We start from the raw sequence: 22,561 nt of genomic DNA, 5'->3' as shown, positions 1-22,561 counted from the left end.
TGGGTGAGCAGGCGGATGCCGTGAGCCTGCGCTGAGCGCGGCTCACGGCATCCGATTATTTTACTTCGCGGTCAGCAGACCGAAGTTCTCCATCGTGTAGATCGGAACGAGTCCGGCCTCTTCGACGCCGCCGATGCGCGAGTTCACGGCGAGGATCTTGAGGTTGTCGGTGATCGGGTAGATCACCGCATCCTCGGCGATCTGCGCCTGCAGGTCGTCGTAGATCGCACCGCGCGCCTCGGGATCCAGCTCGGCCGCCCCCGCGTCGAACAGTGCGTCGGTTTCCGGGCTTTCGTAGTGGAAGAAGTTTGACGATGCACCGGAGCGGTACAGGGCGCTGTATGCGTCCGGGTCGGCGCCCATGATGTAGCCGCCGAGGAAGGCATCGTACTTAGCGTCGGCACCCTTCTCGATCTCGGTGTAGATCGATGCGCCCTCAACACCGGCGAGTTCGACGGTGACGCCGGCCTGCTTCAGCTGCTGCTGGATGAGTGTCGCCTGGGTCGTCTGCGCCGGGTCGGAGCCGGCGTAGGCGAGGGTGATCGTCAGGCCGTCGGCTGCGGATGCCGCATCCAGATCCTGCTCGTACTTTTCAACGTCCTCGGTCGCGAAGGCGTTGCTCGGCGGCAGGATCGTGTAGGCGTTCTCGTAGTACTCATCCGACAGGTAGGCGGCATCGTTCAGCTCATTGCGGTCCAGCGCGAACATGAGCGCCTGGCGCACGTCCTTATCGGTGAGCTTCGCGAGGTTCAGGCCCAGGTAGGCGACGCGGCCCTCGGAGTACGGGTAGATGTCCAGGCCGGCGGCCGACAGCTCATCGATCTGGTCAGGCGTCGCGAATGAGGCATCCGCTTCACCTGTCTGCAGAGCGGTCTTGACCGTGTCGGCATTCGGAACGATCTGCAGCGTCAGGTTCTCGATGTTCGGAGCCTCGCCGTAGAAGTTCTCGTTCGGCTCGAACGTCAGGTACTGACCGCGCTCGTATTTGGTGAGCACATACGGACCCGAGCCGACAGCGATCGGGTCGAGTTCAGCGCCGGAGAAGTCGGTGACATCGCCGTAGACGTGCTCGGGGATGATGTAGGTCTCCGTGGCGATGTTACTCAGCGCTGCGGCGCTCACTGACGGCAGGTGGAACACGACGGTGCGGTCATCGGTCGCCTCAGCAGTGATGGGCGCGTCACCGACCCACAGCGCGTCGGCAGCGCCGTTCTCGCGGACGGCCTTGTTCGTGTAGGTGAACACGACATCGTCGGCGGTGAGCGGCTCGCCGTCAGACCACAGCAGACCCTCCTTGAGGGTCACGGTGACGGAGAGTCCGTCGTCGGCCGGCTCGATGGTTTCGGCGAGCTCGTTGACGACGGTGCCGTCGCCTTCGACGCGCGCCAGCGGCGAGTACACGATGTTGGTGGTGGTCAGACCCCAGCGGTCGCCGACGTTGATCGGGTTCAGCGAGGTGGGGTCGCCGCCGATCACGTAGGTCAGCGATCCGGTTGCGGCCTGGCCGTCGGCAGTGTCAGTGTCAGGAGATGCTCCGGCCGAGCAGGCGGTCAGAGCCAGGGCAGCGGCGGCGATGAGCGCGGTGAGCCCGAAACGTGTCTTCGTCATAGAGTTCCTCAGCTGTGTATGCGCGCGAATGCGCACACTCAAGGCTAAGCGCGCCAACGCCCGAGGTATTCCCCGATTGCGCTCTATGACGCTTTGTTGTCAGAGGGCCGTTGCCATTGTTGGTGCGGACCCTGCGGTGAGGGCATCCAGCGCTCGCCGAAGGGCTGTGCTCGAGGTGTGGGCGGTGTACGGGAAATACACGACTTCGACACCCACATCGGCGAATTCGCGCTCCAGCCGCTGCCCCTTCTCGGTCCCGCGCCAATCGTCGCCCTTGAAGAAGTGTGTGAAGTGCACATCTCGCCAGGCATCCATCTTCGCGGGAGCCGTCTCGACGTAAACGTCGTCGACGAACGAGATGTGGCGCACGATCTCGGCGCGCTCAGCGGTCGGAATGACAGCTTCGATGCCCTTCACCTGCCGCAGCATCTCGTCGCTCACGACGCCAGCGATCAGCACATCGCACTGCTGCTTGGCGTGGCGCAGAAGGTTCAAATGGCCGACGTGGAACAGGTCGAAAGCTCCCGCGGCATAGCCAATACGCGTCCCCATGATCTCCCCAGATCATTCATTCCCCAGAAAGTGGCCCCCACGGCCACGCACGACCCCCAGAGTCGTACTCGGTTAGCTTAGCGCGCGCGGCGCGCGCTGTCACGAGTTGCGCGGACAGGCTGCGAAAAAGGACTTGCTGCATGAAACAGGTGCACCGACGACGTTTCTCATGCGGCAGAGCTTTTCTCGATGCGCTGATGGCATGAAACGATGGATGCCGGAACCGCGGGGAGGAGCGCACGTGGACGTTGCCGTCACGATCATCGTGCCGACCTTCAACGAGCGCGAAAACGTCGCCGAGCTTGTGGCGCGGACTGCTGCGGCTCTGAACGGCCACGCCGCCGAGATCCTGTTCGTCGACGACAGCTCGGACGATACTGCGGCCGAGATCGAACGTGTCGCCAGGGACGCCGCACTGCCGGTGCGTGTGATCCACCGCAGCGAGAACACTGGCGGACTGGGCGGTGCAGTCGCTGTGGGGCTGGCGGAAGCCGCCGGAGACGTCTGCATCGTGATGGACGGTGACCTGCAGCATCCGCCCGAGCTTCTCCCGGCCATGCTGGCGCGCTTCGGCGCGGGTGACGTCGATGTCGTAGCGGCATCCCGTTATATCGGTGGCGGTGACTCCCGCGGGCTGGGAACCGCCATGCGTTTCGGTGTCTCCCGTGCGGCTACCTGGCTCACCAAGGCCATGTTCCCGCGAAGGCTTGCGCGCAGCAGCGACCCGATGACGGGGTTCTTCCTCGTTGACCGTCGGATGCTGGATGTGCCGACGCTTCGTCCGCAGGGGTTCAAGATTCTGCTGGAGATCCTGGCGCGCTCGGATGTGCGCATCGCCGAAGTTCCGATGGAGTTCTCGGAACGCCGAAGCGGAACGTCGAAGGCGACTCTGCGCCAGGGTGCCACCTTCGTCGCGCATCTGACGCGCCTGCGGTTCGGCAAGATGTCAATGTTCGCCCTGATCGGCGGAATCGGCGCTGTGGCAAACCTCGGCATCATGTGGATTCTCATCGCGATGGGGATGCCCTACATCTGGGCGGCGATTATCGGGGCCGCAGCCACGATTGTCGGAAACTTCCTCCTGCAGGAGCGCTTCGTCTTCGCCGACATGCGTCAGGACGCCCGCGGCCCCTGGACACGCTTCGCGGCCTCCATCACCTTCAACGGCGTCGAAGCGGCGCTGCGAATCCCGATCATGGCGCTGATGGTGGAGACCTGGCACATCTCCAGCATCCTGGCCACGGCGATCTCGCTGGTCATCGCGTTCTTCGCCCGGTTCCTGTTCCACTCCCTGGTCGTCTACGCGCCGAGGCGGGGCCGCTCGCGGCGGACGGATGCTGCGGGCACGGAGCCGGTGACCGACACAGCCGCCCAGCGCATCCTCAAGGCCATCGACGCTGAGGCGATGCGGCCGGGGGAGCTCTGAGCGCAGCCCGTACGTCTTACGATGGAGACGATCGGCATCGCGCCGGAGCTTGTGGGGAGCTGTGAAGAGAGCGATATTCGGACTCAAGACTCGTCTTTTGATGCGCCCGGATCTGCAGGCGTTTCGTCAGATGCGCGAGCGTGAGACGGCATCGCTCGAGCAACTCTCCGACATCGTGGCTACCGCGAGTGCACGGATCGCTCTGCACGCGTTCGACAACTCGCCGTTTTATCGTGAGCTCTACTCCGGCGCTGGTTTCTCCCGCGACGATGTAGCGGATGCTGCGAACTTCAGCCGGCTGCCGGTGGTGACCAAAGACCTGTTGCGAAGCGCCGGCGATGCTGTGCTCGCACAGAACGTGGCCCCTGCTCGTGCACTCTCATCACAGACCGGCGGCAGCACCGGAGCTCCGCTGCACATCCGCAACGATGCAGCTGCACCGACCGCCGCGATGTGGTGGCGGATCTACCGCTGGTGGGGTATTCACCCGGCCGATGACATGGCTTTCATCTACCGCCGGGTGCGGCAGGGCAAAGAAGCGCTCCTGTATGCCGCGCAATGGTGGCCGAGTCGTCACTTCCTGCTGGATGCGCGTGCGGTCACCGAGGAATCGATCCAGTCGTTCATCGCACAGTGGCAGCGGGTCGAACCGCGGCTGCTCGTTGCTTACGTCGAGGGTGCGACTGCTGTGGCCGCGCACCTGGAGCGGACCAACCGTACGCTGGCGACGACAGCGGTCTCTGTGACGGCGGCGATGCTGCAGCCCGGGCAACGGGAACTACTGGAGCGAGCTTTCGGTGCCCCGGTGTTCGACACGTACCGTTCGGCCGAGATCCCCTGGATCGCCGCCGAGTGCTCGGCGCATCAAGGGCTCCACGTAGCCACTGATCAGCGGCGGGTCGAGATCGTCGACGCAACCGGGCATCCGCTTGCCGACGGCGTCGAGGGGTCTGTCGTCGTGACTGACTTCAGCAATGAGGTCTTTCCGCTCGTGCGCTATGAGATGGGTGACCGGTCGCGAACGATCGAGGGAGCATGCGCCTGCGGGCTGGCATTCCCGCGGATCGATCCGGTTCAGGGCCGAGTCGCGGATATCATCCGCACGCCGTCCGGAAAGCAGATCACCGGCGGCCTCAGCGGTCTCTTCCTGGAATCACCCGGAGCGATCCGGCAGATGCAGATCGTGCAGCACGCTGATCTCTCGATCACGTTGCGCTATGTCGTGGCGAACCCGGATGCATCGGGCGAAGCCGTTGCGCTCGCCGTCGACAAACTCCGCAGAATCCTCGGGGCAGAAGTGCCGATCACGCCGGTTGCTGTCGAATCCATCGAGAGCGCGGCAGGCAAAGCCCGGTTGGTGATCTCGGAAGTCCGAAGCTGAGAAATGTAAGATGACGTGCGTCTGCGTCGTGCAACGACGTGCAGCGCAGCAGGGGACTGGGGGAGAAAACGCGTGGCAACACACTGGACATTGGAAGACCTCTACCGAGGGATCATGCAGTCCTGGCTTGTGCTGGTCGGCACCATTGTGGTGCTCACCCTGGCTGGTGTGGGCATTTTCGCGATCTACCCGCAGAAGTACACCGCTGAGGCCCAGCACACGGTTGAGCCGATCAGTGTGCTTTCTTCGGGGTCGAGCTTCAACACCGTCAACATGGAGACCGAGCGTGTCGTTGCAACATCGACTGCCGTGATCGATCGAGCCGTGAGCGAGCTCGACGACACCTCGATGGAAGCGCTTCGGGCGAACACCGTGATCGAAGTTCCGCGCAACTCGCAGGTGCTGATCTTCCAGGTGACGGCAAACAGCCCTCAGCTCGCCGCCGACCGGGCGAACGCCCTGGCCACAGCCTACGGTGAGGAGCGCACCGATAATGCGCGCGCGGTCGTCGAGAAGTCGACCACGGAGCTCGGGAACTCCATTGAGAAGCTGCAGTCACTGCTGGACTCGCAGGCTGAGGGCAGCAGCCAGCATTCGGCGACGCAGCAGCAACTGCAGGCATTGCTCGATCAGCAGGCACTCATCACAGCGACGCCGTTCTACTCGGGAACTCTCGTAACCCCGGCCGACCCGCCACAGAAGTCGAACCGACCATCCGTTCTCGTGTTCATCGCGGCGGGAATGTTCCTCGGCATCCTGCTCGGGGCGATCGCCGCACTGATCGTTTCGCGAGTGCGCAATGGGCCCGGCAGCACCTACAAGCGCAGCAAGACATCAGAGGAAACGGCGCCCACGGAGGAAACCGTCACCGAGGACGACGACAGGCCAGAGCAGCCGAAATTCACGCTTGACGAGGACGATACTCTTGCTGACTCAGAGCACGCGGATGCAGAGCACGCGGATGCAGAGCACGCGGATGCAGAGCACGCGGATGCAGAGCACGCGGAGCCGGTGGCGCTTCAGCCGATGAGCGCGCGCAGCGCTGACAAGAAGCGCCGCTGACCTCTGCAGGCCAGCGGCGCTTCCGTCGGGCTCAGCCGCCGGTGTACTCCCAGGAGCGCACGTAGTCGATCTGGAAATCGAGTTTCTGCGTTGCCGAGCGGTTGTTCGGATCCGGCAGGCCCCAGTATGTCGTCGATGGTCCGACATGCAGGTTCAAGCGCATGTGCAGCGGTGTACCGAAGTATTTCTCATCCCACAGATCCGGGTAGCTGGCAGGGGTGGCGCGCATCACCTCGACACCGTCGACATACGTCGCGGCATAGGTCGGGGTGAGCTCGAACGCGTACACGTGGAAACCATCCCATGGCACAGCGGTCGCGCCCTGCTCCCGGTGACGCCAGATCTCCTTCCGGCCGCTGCCGTCAGTCTTGGTATGGATGGTCGTGGCGGCAGTGTCCTTCACCCAGCGGTCGTACTCGGCGGGCATCGTGCCGCCATGACCCCAGGCTTCCATGATGTCGATCTCACCGGACTGCGAGTTGCGCAGCCAGAACGCAGCCAGCGCACCACGAGTGTTATCGCCGGTCGGGGTCTTCGCGCGGATCTCCCAACGTCCGTACCGCTGACTCATCGATACGTCATCCGCTTCGAGCTTGCGCTGATCCAGATAGCCGGTCGTGTGCCAGAGGTTGGTCGGCCCACTCTGCGTGGACGGGCGCTTGGTCGGCTTATCCAACCAGTCGGACTTGATGTGCAGCACGCCGCCAGCGTCCACACTCACCTGTTCGCGTTCGACCACTGCCGCATCGAAGAGCAGACCGAGATCATCACGCCCGCGAACGTTCCACTTGTCCGGGTCAACGGCGGGCTTCTTGGTTGACGGGTCAACATAGGAGAACTCGTCGCGCCAGTCCGGTGCGCCCCAGCCGGCGACCTCGCCGTCGGCGGGTGGTGCGGGCTTGACGGGTGGTGCGGGCTTGACGGGTGGTGCGGGCGCCACGGGCTCAGCCGGTTTGACCGGAGGTGCGGGCTCAGCCGGTTTGACCGGCTTCACCGGAGGCACGGGCACTGCCGGGGTATCCGTGCGGTCCTCGCGTACGAGGTGCGCATCGAAGCTGATGTTCGGCGTCTTGCGCCAGCTGAACAGCACCTGCACGGCGATCGTGTTCTTGCCGGTTTTCAGAATCGAGGCCGGAACCGAGAACGTCACCGGGTCACGACGCGCTGCCTCGGAATTCGGTGCGATCGTCGAGTAACTGTTCGCCTTGATCTGGCCGGTCGAAGCGTTCTTGCGGCCGACCTCGACGCCGTTGACCCAGACGACGATCCCGTCATCTGCCCAGGTATTCAGCCACGACCATTCCGGCAGATCGGTGCCGAGCGTGAAAGTCTTGTGGAAGAACGCTGAGAGCGGCTGGGTGTCCTTGGGCACGGGAATGCGGGTGCTGACCGGGCCGATGTCGCGGCCCTTGCCGAAGGGGGCCTTACCGGTCGACCAGGCAGAGGGGGCTGTTCGCCAGTCCCACCGTGGTGCCGTGATGCCGTGGTAATACGACCACGATGATTGTCGCGGAATGATCGACGTGACCGACGACGTCGCGGCTTTCGCGGGCTGCGCCGCGACGAACGACGTGGCAAGCACCGCGAGGGTTGCGAAAGCTGCGATCAGAAAGCGGAGGAGGACGGATTTATGAGCTGTCTTCTTCATATCGAGGGGGAGGAGTGGGTGCACTGCACGCTCTCCAGGTCTCCTGAGGATTGCGGATGCCTGCCGAGCCCCCTCGATGCATCCTGTTTGGTCGGGTTTCAGCCAGTGTAGAGGTCCCTTCCCCAAACTTCCTTGACGATTCCTGTGGTGCTGGCGATCGATGCACGTGAGGATGCCCCGAAAACGACGGCTTCGACGTTCGCGTGATCGTGAATCCACTGCAGTGCGCGCTGCGGCGCAATAGCACCGGATGCGAAGACCGACATCGCCACCGGACGGAACGGACGCTCCTGCAATGCCCGCTCGTACTCCTCAATGCCTCCCGACATCCGGAAGCCGATTTCGTTGATGTTCGAACACACGATCGGGTTGACGACGCCGACACGATCGAGCGCATCGAGCAGCATGGGCAGGTTCATCGTGATGAATCCTGGCTCCGCGCCGTAGCGCTCGCGCACGTGCCGGTCGAAGATCGCAAAGGCCTCGTCGAATCCGAGACCGAGCATGAGATCGACCACGACGTTCTGCAGGAAGATCACCGGCGTCTTCAGCCCGTGGAACATCTTCATCTCAGCATCCACCAGCAGGGTGATGATGCCTTCGATGTCCTTGTTAATGAAGGATTTGCCGCCGCGCAGTGCGGCGTTGAGGAGTCCCTCTTCGGGCAGGAACTGGCGCACAGCGCCCAGCATTCCGTTGTCAGTGATCGCGTTCGCGTACTTATGGGCGTACGGCATGCAGGGGTAGAACCGGTAATCCGCGTAGCGGTCCTGGTTCGCGCGCATGTGATCGCACACCTCTGCGATGCGATCGTGCGTCGTGCACATCAGAGTGCGGATGCCACTGTCCAGTGCGATGTCGATCACGTCGATGATCGCCTCGGTGTCTTGGAAGCGGATCGCCTGGGCGCGGGCCTTCTCCTCGGACATGTGGTTGATGCCGAAGAACTGGTTGTCGCCGAGAAGGAGCAGGTCCATCTCGCTGGTCTTCACCGTGCTCATGCGCTTTTCCTCCATCCGAACAGGCTCCGTCTCGGGGCATCCGGAAGCGCGGTCAACGCCCCGGGAATCTTTTCGCCGGCAGCGTCCTGCAGGATCCACTCGATCACCTGATCGGTGTGGGCGGCGCTGGCGAAACTGTTCTGCCGGGCCTCGGTCTCGCCCGCGGCGATCGAGTCGATGAAGCTCTCCAGTTGTGCGCTGTACTCCTCACCACGCAGGTAGAACGACACCTGCTCGGTGAGATCGGTGGTGTATTTGATGTTCCAGCCCGTGCGGTACCCGTCCGGGATCGTCGCGTCGTCACGCAGATACACGCGCAACTCCTGCCGATCCGCGACGATGCGCCCCTGCGAACCGGAGATCGTGATCGACGTCGACATCTTGCGATACGACTCATCGGACCAGTTGACCGAGAGCTGTACGCTCGCGCCGTCGGCGTAATCGAGAGTTGCGTAGACCTCGTCGTCGGTGTCCGCGGAGAAGATGCTGTTGAGCACCGAGCCGCGAACACGATCGGGGCTCCCCAGGTACCAGTGCACGAGGTCGAGCGGATGCGCCGCGTAGTCGTACAGGCAACCGCCACCGGTCGCGCGCTTGCTGCGCCAGGTGGAACCCTTGGCCTTCAGCACGACCGGCCCGTAGGCCTCGGCGAGGACGTGTGTCACGCGGCCGATCGCATTCTGCTCGAGTAGCTGCTTGACCGCCTGGAACGTCGCAATGAAGCGGTTGTGGTAGCCAACCTGGGCGACGAGCCGGTGCTCAGCGGCGAAGTCGGCGAGCTCTCGGGACTCCTCAGCGCTCAGCGTCAGCGGTTTCTCGCAGAACACGTGCACGCCGCGTTCCAGCGCGCTGCGCACCAGCGCCGCATGCGACCCGGTCGGCGTGGCGATGATGATCGCGTCCGGCTGCGCCTGATCGAGCATCTTCTCCAGCGTGGAGAATGTGGCAGCCCCGGTGTACTTGTTCAAGACGTCGAGCAGGTAATCGGTGGAGTCGACGACTCCGACCAGCTCGACATTTCGCAGTGCACGGACGATTGCCAGATGGGAGAGCCCCATCTTTCCGACTCCGACGACTCCGACGCGTGCGCGCGGTGTGATTGTTTCGTCTGGCACGACGAATCCCCTTCCCCAGAAAGTTCCCCAGAACAGTGCCCCTTCCCACGGGAGCACTGTTCGCTATACTAGCGGCCAAGCTGACTTTCGTGTCAGTGATTTTCTGACGGGGTGGGACCCGCAGCAAATCTGGGGATTCCGAACACGCTGGGGAGCGGGTATCGGACGCGTGACTAAGGGGAAGCGCACGTGCTTTGTGAAGTGTCTGTTGTCGTGCCGACGCATAAACGTCCGGAGCTCATGAAGCTCGCCGTCGAAAGTATCCTGAATCAGGGGACTACCAGTACAGGCGAGGTGATCATCGTCTTCGACGCCTGCCCGATCGAGGTGCCTGAGGTCGAAGTGCCCGACGGCTGGTCTGTCAGGGGGATCGCCAATTCCCGAGTGCGCGGGCTCGCAGGAGCTCGAAACTCCGGAATCCTTGAGTCGAAGGGTGAGCTGGTCGCCTTCCTCGACGACGATGACGAGTGGCTGCCAGGAAAGCTCGAGGCGCAGCTGAAACGCCTGGAGGAGCGCCCGGATGCGATCGCCATCGCGACCGCGATGGTGCTGGATGACGGTGTCAACACACACGTGCGTCTCGTCGAGAAGGACGACCTCACGCACGAGGACTTCCTGCGCGACCGGCATCCGGGTATCCCCTCGGGAGGCCTGCTGTTTCGTCGCGACGTGCTGTTGGGGCCGGTGGGGCTGATCGATGAGGACCTCCCGCGCGCCTATGGCGAAGACTATGACCTGCTGTTGCGCGCTTCGGATCACGGCACCGTCACTGTTGTGAATGAACCGCTGGTGCGCGTGCGCTGGCAGGGTCAGTCCTACTATTTCGGACAGTGGGCCGTGTACGCCGAGGCTCTGCAGTATCTGCTGCGCAAGCATCCGGATATCGCCACCATCCCTGCTGCACTCGGGCGGATCGAGGCGCAGATCGCCTTCGCCCTGGTTGCGAACAATCAGCGCAAGGAAGGCCGGCGGTGGGGATGGCGCGCGCTGCGCCACAACCCGAAGCAGATCAAGGCCGCACTCGCCATCGCCATCTCCTGGCGACTGGTGAGTGCAGACGCCGTGATCCGCTTCGTGCGCAGCCGCGGCAAGGGCATCTGAGCATGAAGGTGCTCATCGCCTGCTCGTCAGGCGGGCATCTCACTCAGGCGCTTGCGCTGCGCGAGTGGTGGGGCGAGCATGAACGATGCTGGGCGACATTCCCCGTCGAGGATGCCCGATCCCGACTCGCGTCGGAGAAGGTCTACGAGATTCACTATCCGACGGTGCGCAACCTGCCGAATCTGATGCGCAACTTTGCACTGGCGCGGCGGGTGCTCGCAAAAGAGCGTCCGGATGTCGTGTTCTCCACGGGAGCTGCCATCGCGTTGCCGTTCTTCACTCAGGCGCGGTTCTTCGGTGCGCGCACCGTGTATCTCGAGCCCGTCGATCGCATCACCTCTCCGGGGCTGAGCGGACGGCTCGTGTACCCGTTCGCCGATGAGTTTCTCGTGCAGTGGGAGCGGATGCGCGAGTTCTATCCGGGCTCACGCAACGTCGGGGTGGTGCTGTGACCGCGCCGCTGGTGGTCGTTTCCGCGGGCACCTATCATCTGCCGTTCGACCGGCTCTCGCAGTGGATGCAGAACTGGTTGCAGACCACCGACGGGGTACGGCTGGTCATGCAGCACGGGCCGTCGACCGCCGTCGTCGGGGCTGAGAACATCGAGATCCTGCCGTACACCGACCTGCTGGAGCTGTGCCGACAGGCGGACGCGGTGGTGCTGCAGGGAGGTGCGGGTGGCGTGATGGACATGCGCGCGCTCGGTATCGTCCCGATCGTCGTGCCCCGGGTACCGGGCGACGGTGAGGTGGTGGACGATCATCAGCTCGTCTTTTCGGCAGAGATGGAATCGCTCGGCGTCATCCGCCGTGCTCTGACATCGGCCGATCTGAACGCACTCCTGGATCGTTCTCTGGCGGATGCTCACACTGCGGCGGCGCCGCAGGAGATCTCCACACCGGGAGCAGATCGTGTTCGTGCATTACTCGAGCAGCCGATCCGACGGGCGCCGTGGGGTGCCTTCATCCCGCGGCTGCTGCGCAGCGCGGCAGCAATCATCGCAGCCAAGCTGCGAAGGTGATCGCGGGGAGCACGAACGCTCGCGCTACGCGTACCGGCCGATGCCGGGGACTTTCTTCCACAGCGTTTCGATATGCAAGCGATGGCGGAAAAGCCACAGGGTGATGCCGTAGACCGCGCAGAGTGTGACGCCGCCGACGATCAGCATCCCGAAACTGGTGCCTCCCCACCACCCGAAGAGGGCGCCGCCGCCTCCGAACACGACGACCGGTGCGATCATCGCCGGAATCAGCTTCATCGGCTGCAGATTCACATGCATGCCGCGGTGCACTTGAACGGCGGCGATGAGATTGTCGACGACGACCACGACGACCCAGGTGACAGCCGCACCCCAGATGCCCCACAGCGGCACGAGAGCGAGGTTGCCGCCGATGCTGAGCGCCAGCGCCACCGACTTGTTGTACATCTGCCACGTGCTCTTTCCTCCCTGCAGCAGAATGCTCTGCAGCATCCCGCAGGCGGTCTGGAACATCATGGCTGCAGCGAGCAACATCATCGGCCCCCACCCGATGATGAACTCGTCGCCGAAGATCGCCAGTACGGCGGAGCCCATCGAGATCAACAGCAGGTAGAAGGGCCAGTTCATCAGGATCATTGCTCGCACGACCTTGGTGTGCAGCAGGGTGGAGTCTTCGAAGCGATCACGGGCCAGCAGTGCGGAGATCGTGGGGGAGACGGCCACGCGCATCGCCTTGTCGACGACACCGCCCGCACGGGTGGCGCGAGTGGCGACGGCATAGACACCGGCAGCCGCGGGCGACGCGACGGCCGCGATGATGAGCACGTCCGCCCATTCCAATGCCGTCTCGAGCCCGGAGCTCACCGATCGGGGAGCGTTGAAACGCCAGAACGCGCGGAAGCTCGGACGTGTTTCCGCAGTGGACTCTGCCCGTCGGCGGATATCGCGGATCAGCGGCGGGGCGATGACAGCCGCGGTGATGAGCACCCATACCGGCAGGGGCCACAGCCACGCCTCGAACGCGCCCCAGGCTGCGACAGCCGCGATCGAGACCGCGAACAGCACGGTGAGCAGCCTGCTCGCCGGCAACAGCACGCTCTGCAGCAGTGTGAACGCGGTCACGCCGCGCAGCATGCGCGCTGAGATCTGCAGAACTCCGATCAGGGCACCCAGCACAACGAATGGCGCCATCGCGCGCAGCAGTGCCGCGAGCCCGTCCGCATCAGCGGGTGTTGCCAGCCAAGCGCTCAGGGCATCCGCCAAAAACCACACCGCGACCGATGCCGCGGCCGACACGACAGCGACCGGGGCCGCGGCGTACACGATGATGCGCCATTCCGCGCCGGCCCGTTCGAAGGCTCGCTGCTCGGAGATGAAACGCACGATCCCGCTGTTGGTGCCCAGTCGCAGCACCTGAGTGAGGATCGTGAAGATTCCCATCGCCTGGAAGAACAACCCCGTGCCGCTCGCGCCGAGGGTATTTCCGACGATCGCCGTGAGAACGAGGGCGGCGACCGCGGCGAAGGCTGAGCCGAACAGGCTGATCACGCCACTGCGTGCGAGGCGTTCACTCTTCATTCTTGGCTCGGGCGAAGGGAACGGGTTCGGTGATCCAGTACGACGATGAGCCGAGGTATTTCTCTCGGAGCAGCACGGCAAGCGCGATGCCGACGAAGACGAGCTGGCGGTCCAGTCCGTAGAAGATCGACAGGAACACCGTGACGACCACGCTGGTGTGGATCCACACGGCAGAAAGGTTGGGCGCGTCAAAGGTGCGGACAGCGCCGAGCACAATCATCCCGACGAACAGGAAAAGCCCGACGAGCCCGAAGCAGAACATCGCGTTCCAGATGGCACCCTGAGTGCCCACGTGGATCTCGCTCATCAAACTCGGGCGCGGTGCGCCGTAGCCGATGATCGGCGATTCCAGTGTCCGCTCCCAGGTTTCCAGGTACAGATCACCACGACCCTCGGTCGTGTCGACTGTCTCCTGGCGGGCGATGATTCCGTCGAGGACCCCGGACAGCAGCAGGATGACCGCTCCGGCCAGCCCGAGCATCGTGACCCAGAAGAAGGCCAGGACGCGACCGCGGATCAGCAGACAGAACAGAACGTAGATGACGGCACCGGCGAGTCCGATGAACAGGCCGCGGTTCGTGGTGGCGATCGCTGGCGGGATCGCAGCGACCAGTGCGATCACCAGCATCCACATTGCGCGCGCGGTGCGGTGCCCGATGGCCGTTCCGATCGCGATCGGTGTGAGAACGGCGATCGCGGCTCCCCAGCCGTTGGTGTATGAGAACGGAGCTGAGGGCCGGACGAAAGGCTCCTCCGCGCCCCAGGGAGTCTGGATCTCCGCCAGGGTCGGGAAGACGAGCTCGGCGACGTAGTCGTTGCTGGTGAGCGCGTCGGGCATCAGTCGGCCGACGGTCATCGTCAGCTGAGCGTCGGGGAAGAACATCCCCAGATAGCCGCCGACGATGATGAACAGCCAGATGAAGGTCAGGCCGTTGAACACGCGCTTGGGTGACAGTGAGGTGCGGGCGTTGACGATGTAGACCATGATGATCGCGAGCGCCAGGAACTGACTGAATCGAACTCCCAGCCCCACGCCGCGGCCGAGCTGGTCGATCATCAGGGCGGAGGGGATCATCCACAGGACGAAGCCGATCCACGGGAGAATGCCCGGGACGAACAGAATGCGTCGCCGCATGATCAGCAACGCCAGCATCGGGATCGCCATGATCACGGAGACGAACGGCAATAACCCCAGCAACCAGAAGATCGGGTAACCCCATAAGACCGTGAGCACCGGCCAGGCCGGCAGGACCCGGGGTTCGACTTCGAGGCTCGCATCCTGACCGGTCGCTGTGATGAGCGACCGGCTGGGCGAGCGAATGAGAGCGGGTAGGTGATTCAGCGGTGACCTCACAGCGCTGCGAGCTGGACGTACTTGCGTCGCAGCGATCCGGCGAACATCAGCACGTGCCAGGCGAACAGTGCCGTGTAGAGCACGGCGAATACGAGGGGCAGCCCGAGAAATACCAGCGCGAGATAGGTCGTGGAGGTGTCATGCGGCTGTTTGACGAACGACGTCAGGATGCCGGCGGACGCATCCGACGCATCGCGTGGCTGCTTCGGCAGCAGCTTCTCTGCGAGCAGCTGAGACAGGAACCATGCCGACACGAGCGCCGAGAACAGGGCAGCCATGAGCACGAGCCAGAGCGCCGCGTCTGTGCGCAGCAGATGGATGGCGATCGCGATATGCACGAGAGGTGCACGGATACCGTCGACGACGTGATCGAGCCATTCGCCGGCCGGTCCGCCGCGGCGTTGGATGCGAGCGAGCTGCCCGTCGGCCGAATCCAAGATGTAACCGAGGAGGAGGAGTACAGCAGCAACCGGCCCAGCCCACCACGCCGTGACACCGGCGAGGACCCCGACCCCGAGTGCGCCGAACGCCGCGCTCAGAGCGGTGACGCCATTGGGGCTCCATCCCCATGCCGCAGCGATCACGGCGACCTGGCCGCCGAGTGGGCGGTTCACCCAACGCAGGTACGCCGGAACGCCCGCCCCTGATTTTTGTGCAGAGGCAAGCGCGTGCCTGGCCTGCGCCGTCGTAAGCCTGCTCATTCGCGAAGCATACTCAATGCGAGCTCGAAGGTGAGGTCGGGTGTTGCCCGCCAGCTCGCGTGCGTCGATGCCGCGATGATGTTCTCCCCCTCCTGGAGCAGCGCAGCCGGCACGGTGAAGGCGACGGGGGAGGCGGACGCTGTCGAGTGTCGCGGTGCGATGGTCGTGTAGGTGTTCTGTGTGATCGGGCCGTCGGGCAGGTTTGCCCGTCCCAGTTCCACGCCGTTGAGATAGAGCACGACGCCGTCGTTGGCAATCGCGGTGACTGTGCCGTCTGCGACCGAGCCGGCGTCGAGCACGGTGAATGCGTGTCGGAACTGGGCGCTGAGCGGATTGCTGGGAATATCGACGGGTTCGATGTCGGTTGTGACACCGGCGAAACCGCGGCCGAAGAGTCCGGTTCCGGTCGCCCACGCGGAGTCGTCGAAGGCAAGTGCGTTCCAGTCTTCGGGCAGAGCGTCGTTCGAGTACCGCCAGCTCCACACCGAAGCGCCGTCGACGGTGACCGGAAGTTCGTTCTCAGCAGGCGGCGCCGTCGTGCTCGCCTCCACGGTGGCGGGCGGAGACACCAGGCTTCCCAGTCCTGTGGCGGTCACGCTGTAGGCGTACGCAGTGGTCGCCGTCAGCCCCTCCTCGGTGAAGGTCGTGGTCGCCGCATCCACAGCGCCGACGTTCTCGCCGCCTCGGGTGATCACGTATCCGGTCGGGGCGGCGCCTTCGGCAGGAGCCGCCCAGGTGAGAGTCACGGAGGTTGCGGTGCTGGTCGCAGCCAGTCCCGTCACCGGGTTCGGTGCGGATGCCATCTCACCCCGCTCGGCGGTGTATGAAAGCTGGAAGCTGAGGTCGGTGGTTGCCCGCCAGCCGGCATGTGTGGATGCTGCGATGACGTTGTCTCCGTTGATCAGCAGGCTGGCCGGGACGGTAAAGGTCACGGGGTTCGCAGCCGCCGCCGAGTATCGCGGCGCGGAGTTCGCGTACGAGTTCTGTGTCAGCGTGCCCTCTGGCAGGTTCGAGCGGCCGAGCTCGACGCCGTTCAGATGAACGACGACGCCATCGTCGGCGATCACGGTGACCGTGCCGTCGGTCAAGCTGGCTGCTTGAACAACGTCGAAGGTATGCCGAAACTGTGCGCTCAGCGGGTTGCTCGGAATGTCGACCGGTTCGATGTTCGTGGTCGCACCGTTGACACCGCGTGCGAACAGGCCGGTGCCCGTTTCCCAGGCGGAATCATCGAACACCACCGAGTTCCAGTCCGAGGGCAGCGCGTCATTCGAGTAGCGCCATGACCACAGTGATGTGTCGTCTACGACCACCGGCAGCTCGTTGGCATCCGGCGGTGGTGTCGTGGTGACGACTGCTGTCGTGGGAGGCGAGACCAGGCTGCCGAGGCCGTTCGCGACAACCTCATAGGTGTATTCGGTCTCCGGCGATAGCCCCGTGTCGGTGAACGTCGTCGTCTCAGCATCCGTCGTTCCCACCGCTTCGCCGTCGCGGGTGACCGTGTAACCGGTGGGCGCGGTGCCCTCGGCCGGCGCGGTCCACGTCAGCGTGACGGCGTCAGCGCTACTCGTGCCGGAAAGAGCGGTCACCGCATCCGGAGCCTCGGGCATCTCGCCGCGATCCGCGGTGAACGACAGCTGGAAGCTGAGATCGACGGTCGCCCGCCAACTGGCGTGCGTTGCGGCAGCGATGACGTTGTCACCGTTGACGAGCACGTCGGCCGGAACCGCGAAGGTGATCGGATTGGCGACCGCCGTCGAGTACCGCGGTGCCGAGTTCGCGTAGGAATTCTGGCTGAGCGTCCCCTCAGGCATGTTCGAGCGGCCGAGTTCGACGCCGTTGAGATAGACCACGACGCCGTCATCGGCAATCACGGTGACGGTGCCGTCGACGACGCTCGCGGCCTCGGTCACCTCGAAAGTGCGGCGGAACTGCGCGCTCAAGGGGTTGCTCGGGATGTCGACCGGCTCGATGTCGACCGTCGCTGCGTTGACGCCCCGGCCGAAGAGACCGCTTCCGGTTTCCCAGCCGGAGTCATCGAAGTCGATCGCATTCCAGTCGGACGGCAGTGCATCATTCGAGTAGCGCCAGCTCCATTCCGACTCGGCGTCGGCGAAGATGAGCGCAGACTCAGGCAGCGGAGCCACCACAACCGCGGGCGTTGACGCCGAGCGGTTGCCGGCATTATCGCGAGCGCGGACGAAGTAGCTTGCCGGCTCGTCGGTGACCGGAACGGTATATGCCGCCGTCGTCGTCGACGCAATCACCCGGTTCTCACGCAGTACCTCGTAGGTCACGCCGCCGACGTCGGAGGATCCACCCCAGCTGAGGTTCGTCTCGGATACGCCCGCAGGGACCGCATTGATATCACCCGGAGTGGTCGGGGCCGTTGTGTCTGTCGGTGCGAACCGGACGTATCCGCCCGACCACTGCGCAACTCCTCCCGAGCGCACCGAGCGGCTGAAGTCGCCGCCGACCCAGAGCACGCCGGTTGAATCGTAGAAGGACCCCCAAGCGCCGTAACCAGCACGAGCCTGCAGCGTGGGCGCCCAGGCTGCGATGTAGTCGCCGGTTGTGGCATCCCAGGCGCCGATCAGGTCTATCTTGTCGGCTTGCTGCCATCCGGTCCCCGGGTTGCTCCACGTGTAGGCGTCCTGGTAGACCCAGTTGCCGCAGTGGCATCCGGCGATGACGAGGGGGCCGTTCGTCTCGACGGTCTGGAAGTCTCCGCCATCGTTGGTGATGGAGCCGCGCAGCAGCGTGAAGGTGGTGCGGTCGTAGGCGAACAGCGAGTGTTCGGAGCCGCCGAGCCAGACCTTGTCGCCCGACTCCTGGACACCGAGCTGCCAGACGTTGCCGGTGATGTTGCCTGCGCCGTCGGTGCCCGACTTCGAGAAGCGTGGAACCCACAGAGGGTCGACCAGGGGAGCGTCAGGGGCAGTCTGGATCGCTGCCGCGCTCGGAGTCGAGGTGCTCTGCTTCATCTTGAAGTACCCCGAGAAGTAGGTGCGATCTCCCTGGTCAGAAGCGTCCACCGAGACGGATGTGCCGTTGAGGAACGCGTTCCAACGGATGTCGGGCTGACCAGTGGTCAGGTCGATGCGCCCGCCGTTCCAGGTGCTGGCGCTAGGACTCGAACCCACCGGTGTGAGGTGGGTGAACGATCCGGCGACGTACAGATAGTTGTCCTGGACATCGAGCCCGCGGATGTATGGCACACCACCGGTCGAACGGTGCTCGGCGGCCACCTGCCAGCCGGAGAGCGCTCCGGTAGCAGGGTCGAGGAACGCGAGACCCGGCTGCGTGACGCCGTTGACGACCGAGAACTGCCCGCCGATCGCGATGCGGCCATCCGGCAGAGTCGCGATCGCTTTGACCTGCCCGTTCAGCGTTGGCCGGAATGACGGATTCCACTGCCCTGTGTTGACATCGAATGCGGCCAGATTCGACTGCTCGACCTGATCCGCGCCTGCCTGTGTGCGCTGCACGTACTTGAAATTGCCGCCGACGATCACGTTGCCGTTGGACTCGCCGAACGCGGCGACTTCAGTGTTGAGTTCGCCGTTGCTGCCGTTGGCGAATCCCGAAACGCCCCAGTTCGTCGTCAGCGCGTCGCTCTCCGGAATGGCGTCGACCGTTGTAGCGGGCGACCCGGTGTCAGGAACCGAACCGAAATCGAGCTCGGCCAGCGTCAGCGTGGGCCGGAGGAAAACCTGCGTGAACGGACGGGCGTAGCCCTGCCTGCTCGGGCTCCACAGATAGGAACTGCTGTCGGCGCTGCCGCCGACGTTCGACCCGAACGCCCAGCCGTTGAGGTAGCTGTGCGAGGACTGCTCGGCGAAGACGACGCGGTTGTACTGGTTGTTGTTGCCGAAGTTCCTGGTCTGTCCGCCCGATCCGTTGGAACCGGCGAATGAGTAGTTCTGCACCCGGTGCTCGGCACCGAAGGACCAGACCCACCGATCACGGTGCACGAAGTTGAAGCGGGCCTCTTGCCACTGCGTTCCGCCGGTGTTCGTCGCGCGGCGTAACCTGATGCCGTCAGCCAGATCGTCGACGTCCTCGCCGTTGAGGAGCCCATCGATCATGGCTGACGGCAGCTGTGCGGGAAGGAAAGCACCTGTGCCGGTGATGGTGCCGCGCACCTGGGCTGGCGTGCGCAGACCGTTGTAGCCCTCCTTCCATGCCTCCCGTCCGCGGCCGATCAGCACCCATCCGCCGCCGTCGGTGGTTTGGTCGCAGTAGAACTGCTCGGGAGCCACCAGCTCGGGCGTCACCAGCCAGTAGATGCCATCGCCGGAGCCGGGATGGCTCTGCTTGATCTCCCAGCACGAGGCGGCAGCCGTCTCCTGGGTGAGCCCGTCTGGCAGCGCCGTATCTGCTGCGGTGGCGGGAGTCGGGACAAGCAGCGTCGCGATCATCGCCGCGATGGCCAAGGCTGAGCCGGTCGCAATGCGCGCGGTCCGAGACCGGCGCGGGATGGAGATGGTGTTCATCATCGTCTTCCGTAGGTGGGTACTCGGCCGGTCAGACTGCGGGGCAGTCTTGCTCGTCCGGGATGTCATGGGTGGAGATCTTCCAGGTTTCGTCTTCGAAGACAGCTCCGTAGACGTGGGCGACGGGATGCCCCGGGTTGTACAGCGCGGCTTTCAGTGAGTTGCCGGCCGCATCGGTGACGTCGACAGCGGAGGCGTCGATGCAGACCTTCAGCGTCATAGTGGCGGGCGCCGCGTCCAGGTCGGCGGCGATCGTGGTCGTACTGGTGACCACGGCCTCTCCGGTCTGCCGGTAACCCAGGTCGTACTGCTCTTGCGCCCGAGCCTGCAGCTCGCCGAGTACCCAGCCGGTCGCGATCGCGTCAACGCCGACGGCAGACCCGTCACCGCGCAAACCGATCTCGTCCGTTGCCGCCACCAATGCATCGACGGCATCTGTGGCGCGTTCGGTTTCGACTTGTTCGTCACCTGTCAATGGCGCAGCTGTCGGCGGTGTCACCGTTGTCAGCGGGTCTTCGGACATGTTCTCGTCATCGCCGGTGTCTCCCGATGCCAGCACCTCGTCCGGTTCTGAGGCGGAGGGCGGGGCTGTCAGTGCAGGCACCACAAGAGCGATGCCGATGCCGACTGCCGCGATAGCGGCCAACCCCGCGATCGTCTGCGGAATCCAACGGCGAGGTCGAGGCTGTGCCTCATCGGATGTGTTCATCAGTACGCCCCCTTCGGCTGCACCATTGCCCGACCTGTGCGCCACATGATCTGCAGATCGTTCATCACAGACCAGTTCTCGACGTACTGCAGATCCAGCCGCACGCTTTCGTCCCAGGAGAGATCGCTGCGGCCAGAGACCTGCCAGAGGCCGGTGATTCCCGGCTTAATGTAGAGGCGGCGGAAGACCGTCCCGTCGTACGCGGTGACCTCGCTCGGCAGCGGAGGCCGCGGACCGACGACGCTCATGTCGCCGGTCAGCACGTTCCAGAACTGCGGCAGCTCGTCCAAGGACAGCTTTCGCAGCACCTTTCCGACCCGTGTGACGCGCGGATCGTCTTTCATCTTGAACAGCAGCCCCGCCCCTTGGTTCTGCTCTTTCAACGCGGCCAGTTGCTGCTCAGCATCCGTCCTCATCGAACGGAACTTCACCATGCGGAATGTGCGCCCGTCGCGGCCGACGCGCTCCTGACGAAAGAAGACCGGACCTGGCGCGTCCAACTTGATCAGCAGCGCGATCACAGGCGTAACCGTGCCGATCGCGATCAACGCCAGCGCTGAGACAGCGATATCCAGCGCGCGCTTGAGCAGGTGCACCCCACCTTCGTAAGTGGGGATGCGCACCTGGATCAGCGGCAGCCCGTCGACCTGACGAAGCGAGATGCGCGGTCCTGCCACATCCGTCAGACGACTCGAGAGCACGAGCTCGGCGGCAGTTCCTTCCAACTGCCAGCTCAGGTGCTTGACGAAGTCGGCGTCACCATCGGGCCGGCTGGCCACGATGATGGTGTCTGCGCCGAGCTGAGTTGCCGCAGCCGCAACGGTCGTGACGTTTCCAACCACCGTGTACTGCGTTTCGCCAACCACGATGTGGTTGGCATTGCGATCCAGCAGCGTCGTCCCCACGACGAAGTAGCCGTTCTCGCCGCTGGTGCGCAGCGAGTTGATCACATACTCGACGTCCTCTGTGGCGCCGACGACGAGAGTGCGCGAGACATACGCGCCGCCCAGTCGCTGGCGCTGCAGCCACCGCCGCCAGCTCCACCGTGCGACCAGGAGCCCCAGCATCCCGGTCGGCAGAGCGATGACGAGCAGCGGCCGCAGGCCTTCCCACTCCATGAGGATGCCGACAATTGCCACGACCCCGAACGCGAGCCCGCCGGCGTGCGCGACACGACGGTACTCGGTGGTGCCCGAGCCGATGATCGCAGCTGACCGCGTGTTCAGCGCGGCCAACATCACATACAGGGTCGCGACCAGAAGGATCGCACCGCGGAGGATGACATCGGCCGCTGTCCCGATCAGAGACAGCTGAATCAGCGCCGTCAGCGCAGCGACGGCCGCAATCACCGCGGAGTCCGTCAGATTCAACCGCAAGCGGTAGCGACGCTCCCACTGCTGCCGTCTCTCCAACGTCGCCGACACTCGTGGTGCGGCAGCGTCATGCGGTGTAACTCTGGTCGCGCGCGGCGTGACCAGAGGCGCGAACTTAGACCCGCTGCGCGTGAGCTGCAGCGCATCCTCGACGGACGTCACGCTGCTCTCCGAGCCGTGAATGTACGCAGAAATCCCCAGTGCGACATGTGTTCCCCAGTGTTCCCCAGACCGCGAGCAAACGCTCTCGGTACATGTCTGCATTCCCGACCCCTCGGGTCCTGCTCCTTCTCTGTGATCCCACATCACAGAGGATGAACACCATTCCCACACAGTGTTCGTTCGCAGCAGGTACTGCAGACGATGGTCACTCTAGCGGATCTCGGGCGTGAGGGGAAGATAATTCACGCGAATGGAGGAAACAATCCGATCGGTCGATTCGTCCGAGAAACGCCGGCTCAGGCGTTTTCGGGTAGA

Annotated in this window: 16 protein-coding genes and 2 pseudogenes; 6 read left to right on the top strand and 12 right to left on the bottom strand. The window is 64.3% G+C overall.

Annotated features, from left to right (window positions below; all coding sequences use genetic code 11):
- Window positions 1-60 precede the first annotated feature (60 nt).
- A complete protein-coding gene (locus ACW5CM_RS06565) occupies window positions 61-1,608 on the bottom strand; it encodes an ABC transporter substrate-binding protein (RefSeq protein WP_439255688.1) in 1,548 nt (515 codons plus the stop codon).
- Window positions 1,609-1,707: 99 nt separating this feature from the next.
- Complete coding sequence (locus tag ACW5CM_RS06560) at window positions 1,708-2,160, bottom strand: FAD synthase family protein (RefSeq protein WP_438252959.1); 453 nt, start codon at window positions 2,158-2,160, stop codon at window positions 1,708-1,710.
- A 214-nt stretch (window positions 2,161-2,374) separates the two neighbouring features.
- Between ACW5CM_RS06560 and ACW5CM_RS06555 the strand changes: the two genes are divergently transcribed.
- The 3 genes from ACW5CM_RS06555 (at window position 2,375) to ACW5CM_RS06545 (ending at window position 6,029) form a co-directional block, all read left to right on the top strand.
- Window positions 2,375-3,586, top strand: coding sequence for a glycosyltransferase (locus ACW5CM_RS06555; RefSeq protein WP_457124633.1), 1,212 nt, complete (start codon window positions 2,375-2,377; stop codon window positions 3,584-3,586).
- 97 nt (window positions 3,587-3,683) lie between these two features.
- Window positions 3,684-4,967, top strand: a complete 1,284-nt coding sequence (locus tag ACW5CM_RS06550; protein WP_457124548.1) for a phenylacetate--CoA ligase family protein — start codon at window positions 3,684-3,686, stop codon at window positions 4,965-4,967.
- 72 nt (window positions 4,968-5,039) lie between these two features.
- A complete protein-coding gene (locus tag ACW5CM_RS06545; protein ID WP_457124547.1) occupies window positions 5,040-6,029 on the top strand; it encodes a YveK family protein in 990 nt (329 codons plus the stop codon).
- 31 nt (window positions 6,030-6,060) lie between these two features.
- Here the strand turns inward: ACW5CM_RS06545 and ACW5CM_RS06540 are convergent, their stop codons facing one another.
- The 3 genes from ACW5CM_RS06540 to ACW5CM_RS06530 all read right to left on the bottom strand — a co-directional run bounded on the left by ACW5CM_RS06540 (window position 6,061) and on the right by ACW5CM_RS06530 (window position 9,793).
- The gene (locus ACW5CM_RS06540) at window positions 6,061-7,677 is read right to left on the bottom strand and encodes a glycoside hydrolase family 16 protein (RefSeq protein ID WP_457124546.1); all 1,617 of its coding nucleotides are present in this window, start codon (window positions 7,675-7,677) and stop codon (window positions 6,061-6,063) included.
- 98 nt (window positions 7,678-7,775) lie between these two features.
- On the bottom strand, window positions 7,776-8,678 hold the full coding sequence (locus tag ACW5CM_RS06535) for a hypothetical protein (protein ID WP_457124545.1): 903 nt from the start codon (window positions 8,676-8,678) through the stop codon (window positions 7,776-7,778).
- A complete protein-coding gene (locus ACW5CM_RS06530; protein WP_457124544.1) occupies window positions 8,675-9,793 on the bottom strand; it encodes a Gfo/Idh/MocA family protein in 1,119 nt (372 codons plus the stop codon). Before ACW5CM_RS06530 ends, ACW5CM_RS06535 begins: the two co-directional genes overlap by 4 nt.
- Before the next feature lie 213 nt (window positions 9,794-10,006).
- Here ACW5CM_RS06530 and ACW5CM_RS06525 point away from each other — a divergent pair, with 213 nt between their 5' ends.
- From ACW5CM_RS06525 to ACW5CM_RS06515, 3 genes are read left to right on the top strand one after another with little or no spacing between them, the layout of a single operon-like run.
- Window positions 10,007-10,894: a glycosyltransferase family 2 protein gene (locus ACW5CM_RS06525; RefSeq protein WP_438252966.1), complete on the top strand. Its 888-nt coding sequence runs from the start codon at window positions 10,007-10,009 to the stop codon at window positions 10,892-10,894.
- Between the two features lie 2 nt (window positions 10,895-10,896).
- Window positions 10,897-11,346, top strand: coding sequence for a PssD/Cps14F family polysaccharide biosynthesis glycosyltransferase (gene pssD, locus ACW5CM_RS06520; protein ID WP_438252967.1), 450 nt, complete (start codon window positions 10,897-10,899; stop codon window positions 11,344-11,346).
- Complete coding sequence (locus ACW5CM_RS06515) at window positions 11,343-11,915, top strand: glycosyltransferase (RefSeq protein WP_457124543.1); 573 nt, start codon at window positions 11,343-11,345, stop codon at window positions 11,913-11,915. Before pssD ends, ACW5CM_RS06515 begins: the two co-directional genes overlap by 4 nt.
- A 24-nt stretch (window positions 11,916-11,939) precedes the next feature.
- Here ACW5CM_RS06515 and ACW5CM_RS06510 read toward each other — a convergent pair whose 3' ends face one another.
- The 7 genes and pseudogenes from ACW5CM_RS06510 to ACW5CM_RS06480 all read right to left on the bottom strand — a co-directional run.
- Window positions 11,940-13,451 (bottom strand): oligosaccharide flippase family protein, encoded by a 1,512-nt coding sequence (locus ACW5CM_RS06510; RefSeq protein ID WP_457124542.1) that lies wholly within the window; start codon window positions 13,449-13,451, stop codon window positions 11,940-11,942.
- Window positions 13,441-14,805, bottom strand: a complete 1,365-nt coding sequence (locus ACW5CM_RS06505) for an O-antigen ligase family protein (protein WP_457124541.1) — start codon at window positions 14,803-14,805, stop codon at window positions 13,441-13,443. Before ACW5CM_RS06505 ends, ACW5CM_RS06510 begins: the two co-directional genes overlap by 11 nt.
- A complete protein-coding gene (locus ACW5CM_RS06500; RefSeq protein WP_457124540.1) occupies window positions 14,802-15,506 on the bottom strand; it encodes a CDP-alcohol phosphatidyltransferase family protein in 705 nt (234 codons plus the stop codon). Before ACW5CM_RS06500 ends, ACW5CM_RS06505 begins: the two co-directional genes overlap by 4 nt.
- On the bottom strand, window positions 15,503-20,002 hold the full coding sequence (locus tag ACW5CM_RS06495; RefSeq protein ID WP_457124539.1) for a fibrinogen-like YCDxxxxGGGW domain-containing protein: 4,500 nt from the start codon (window positions 20,000-20,002) through the stop codon (window positions 15,503-15,505). The genes ACW5CM_RS06500 and ACW5CM_RS06495 overlap by 4 nt, the downstream gene beginning before the upstream one ends.
- A 31-nt stretch (window positions 20,003-20,033) precedes the next feature.
- Window positions 20,034-20,711, bottom strand: a complete 678-nt coding sequence (locus tag ACW5CM_RS06490; RefSeq protein ID WP_457124538.1) for a hypothetical protein — start codon at window positions 20,709-20,711, stop codon at window positions 20,034-20,036.
- Window positions 20,695-20,745, bottom strand: a pseudogene (locus tag ACW5CM_RS06485) (hypothetical protein); the annotation flags it as partial. The gene ACW5CM_RS06490 and the pseudogene ACW5CM_RS06485, both read right to left, overlap by 17 nt.
- A pseudogene (locus ACW5CM_RS06480) lies at window positions 20,726-22,348 on the bottom strand (sugar transferase); the annotation flags it as partial. The pseudogenes ACW5CM_RS06480 and ACW5CM_RS06485, both read right to left, overlap by 20 nt.
- Window positions 22,349-22,561: the final 213 nt, after the last annotated feature.

The sequence above is a fragment of the Microbacterium wangyouchuni genome (genome assembly GCF_054072595.1).
This window is presented reverse-complemented; position numbering and strand designations above follow the sequence as displayed.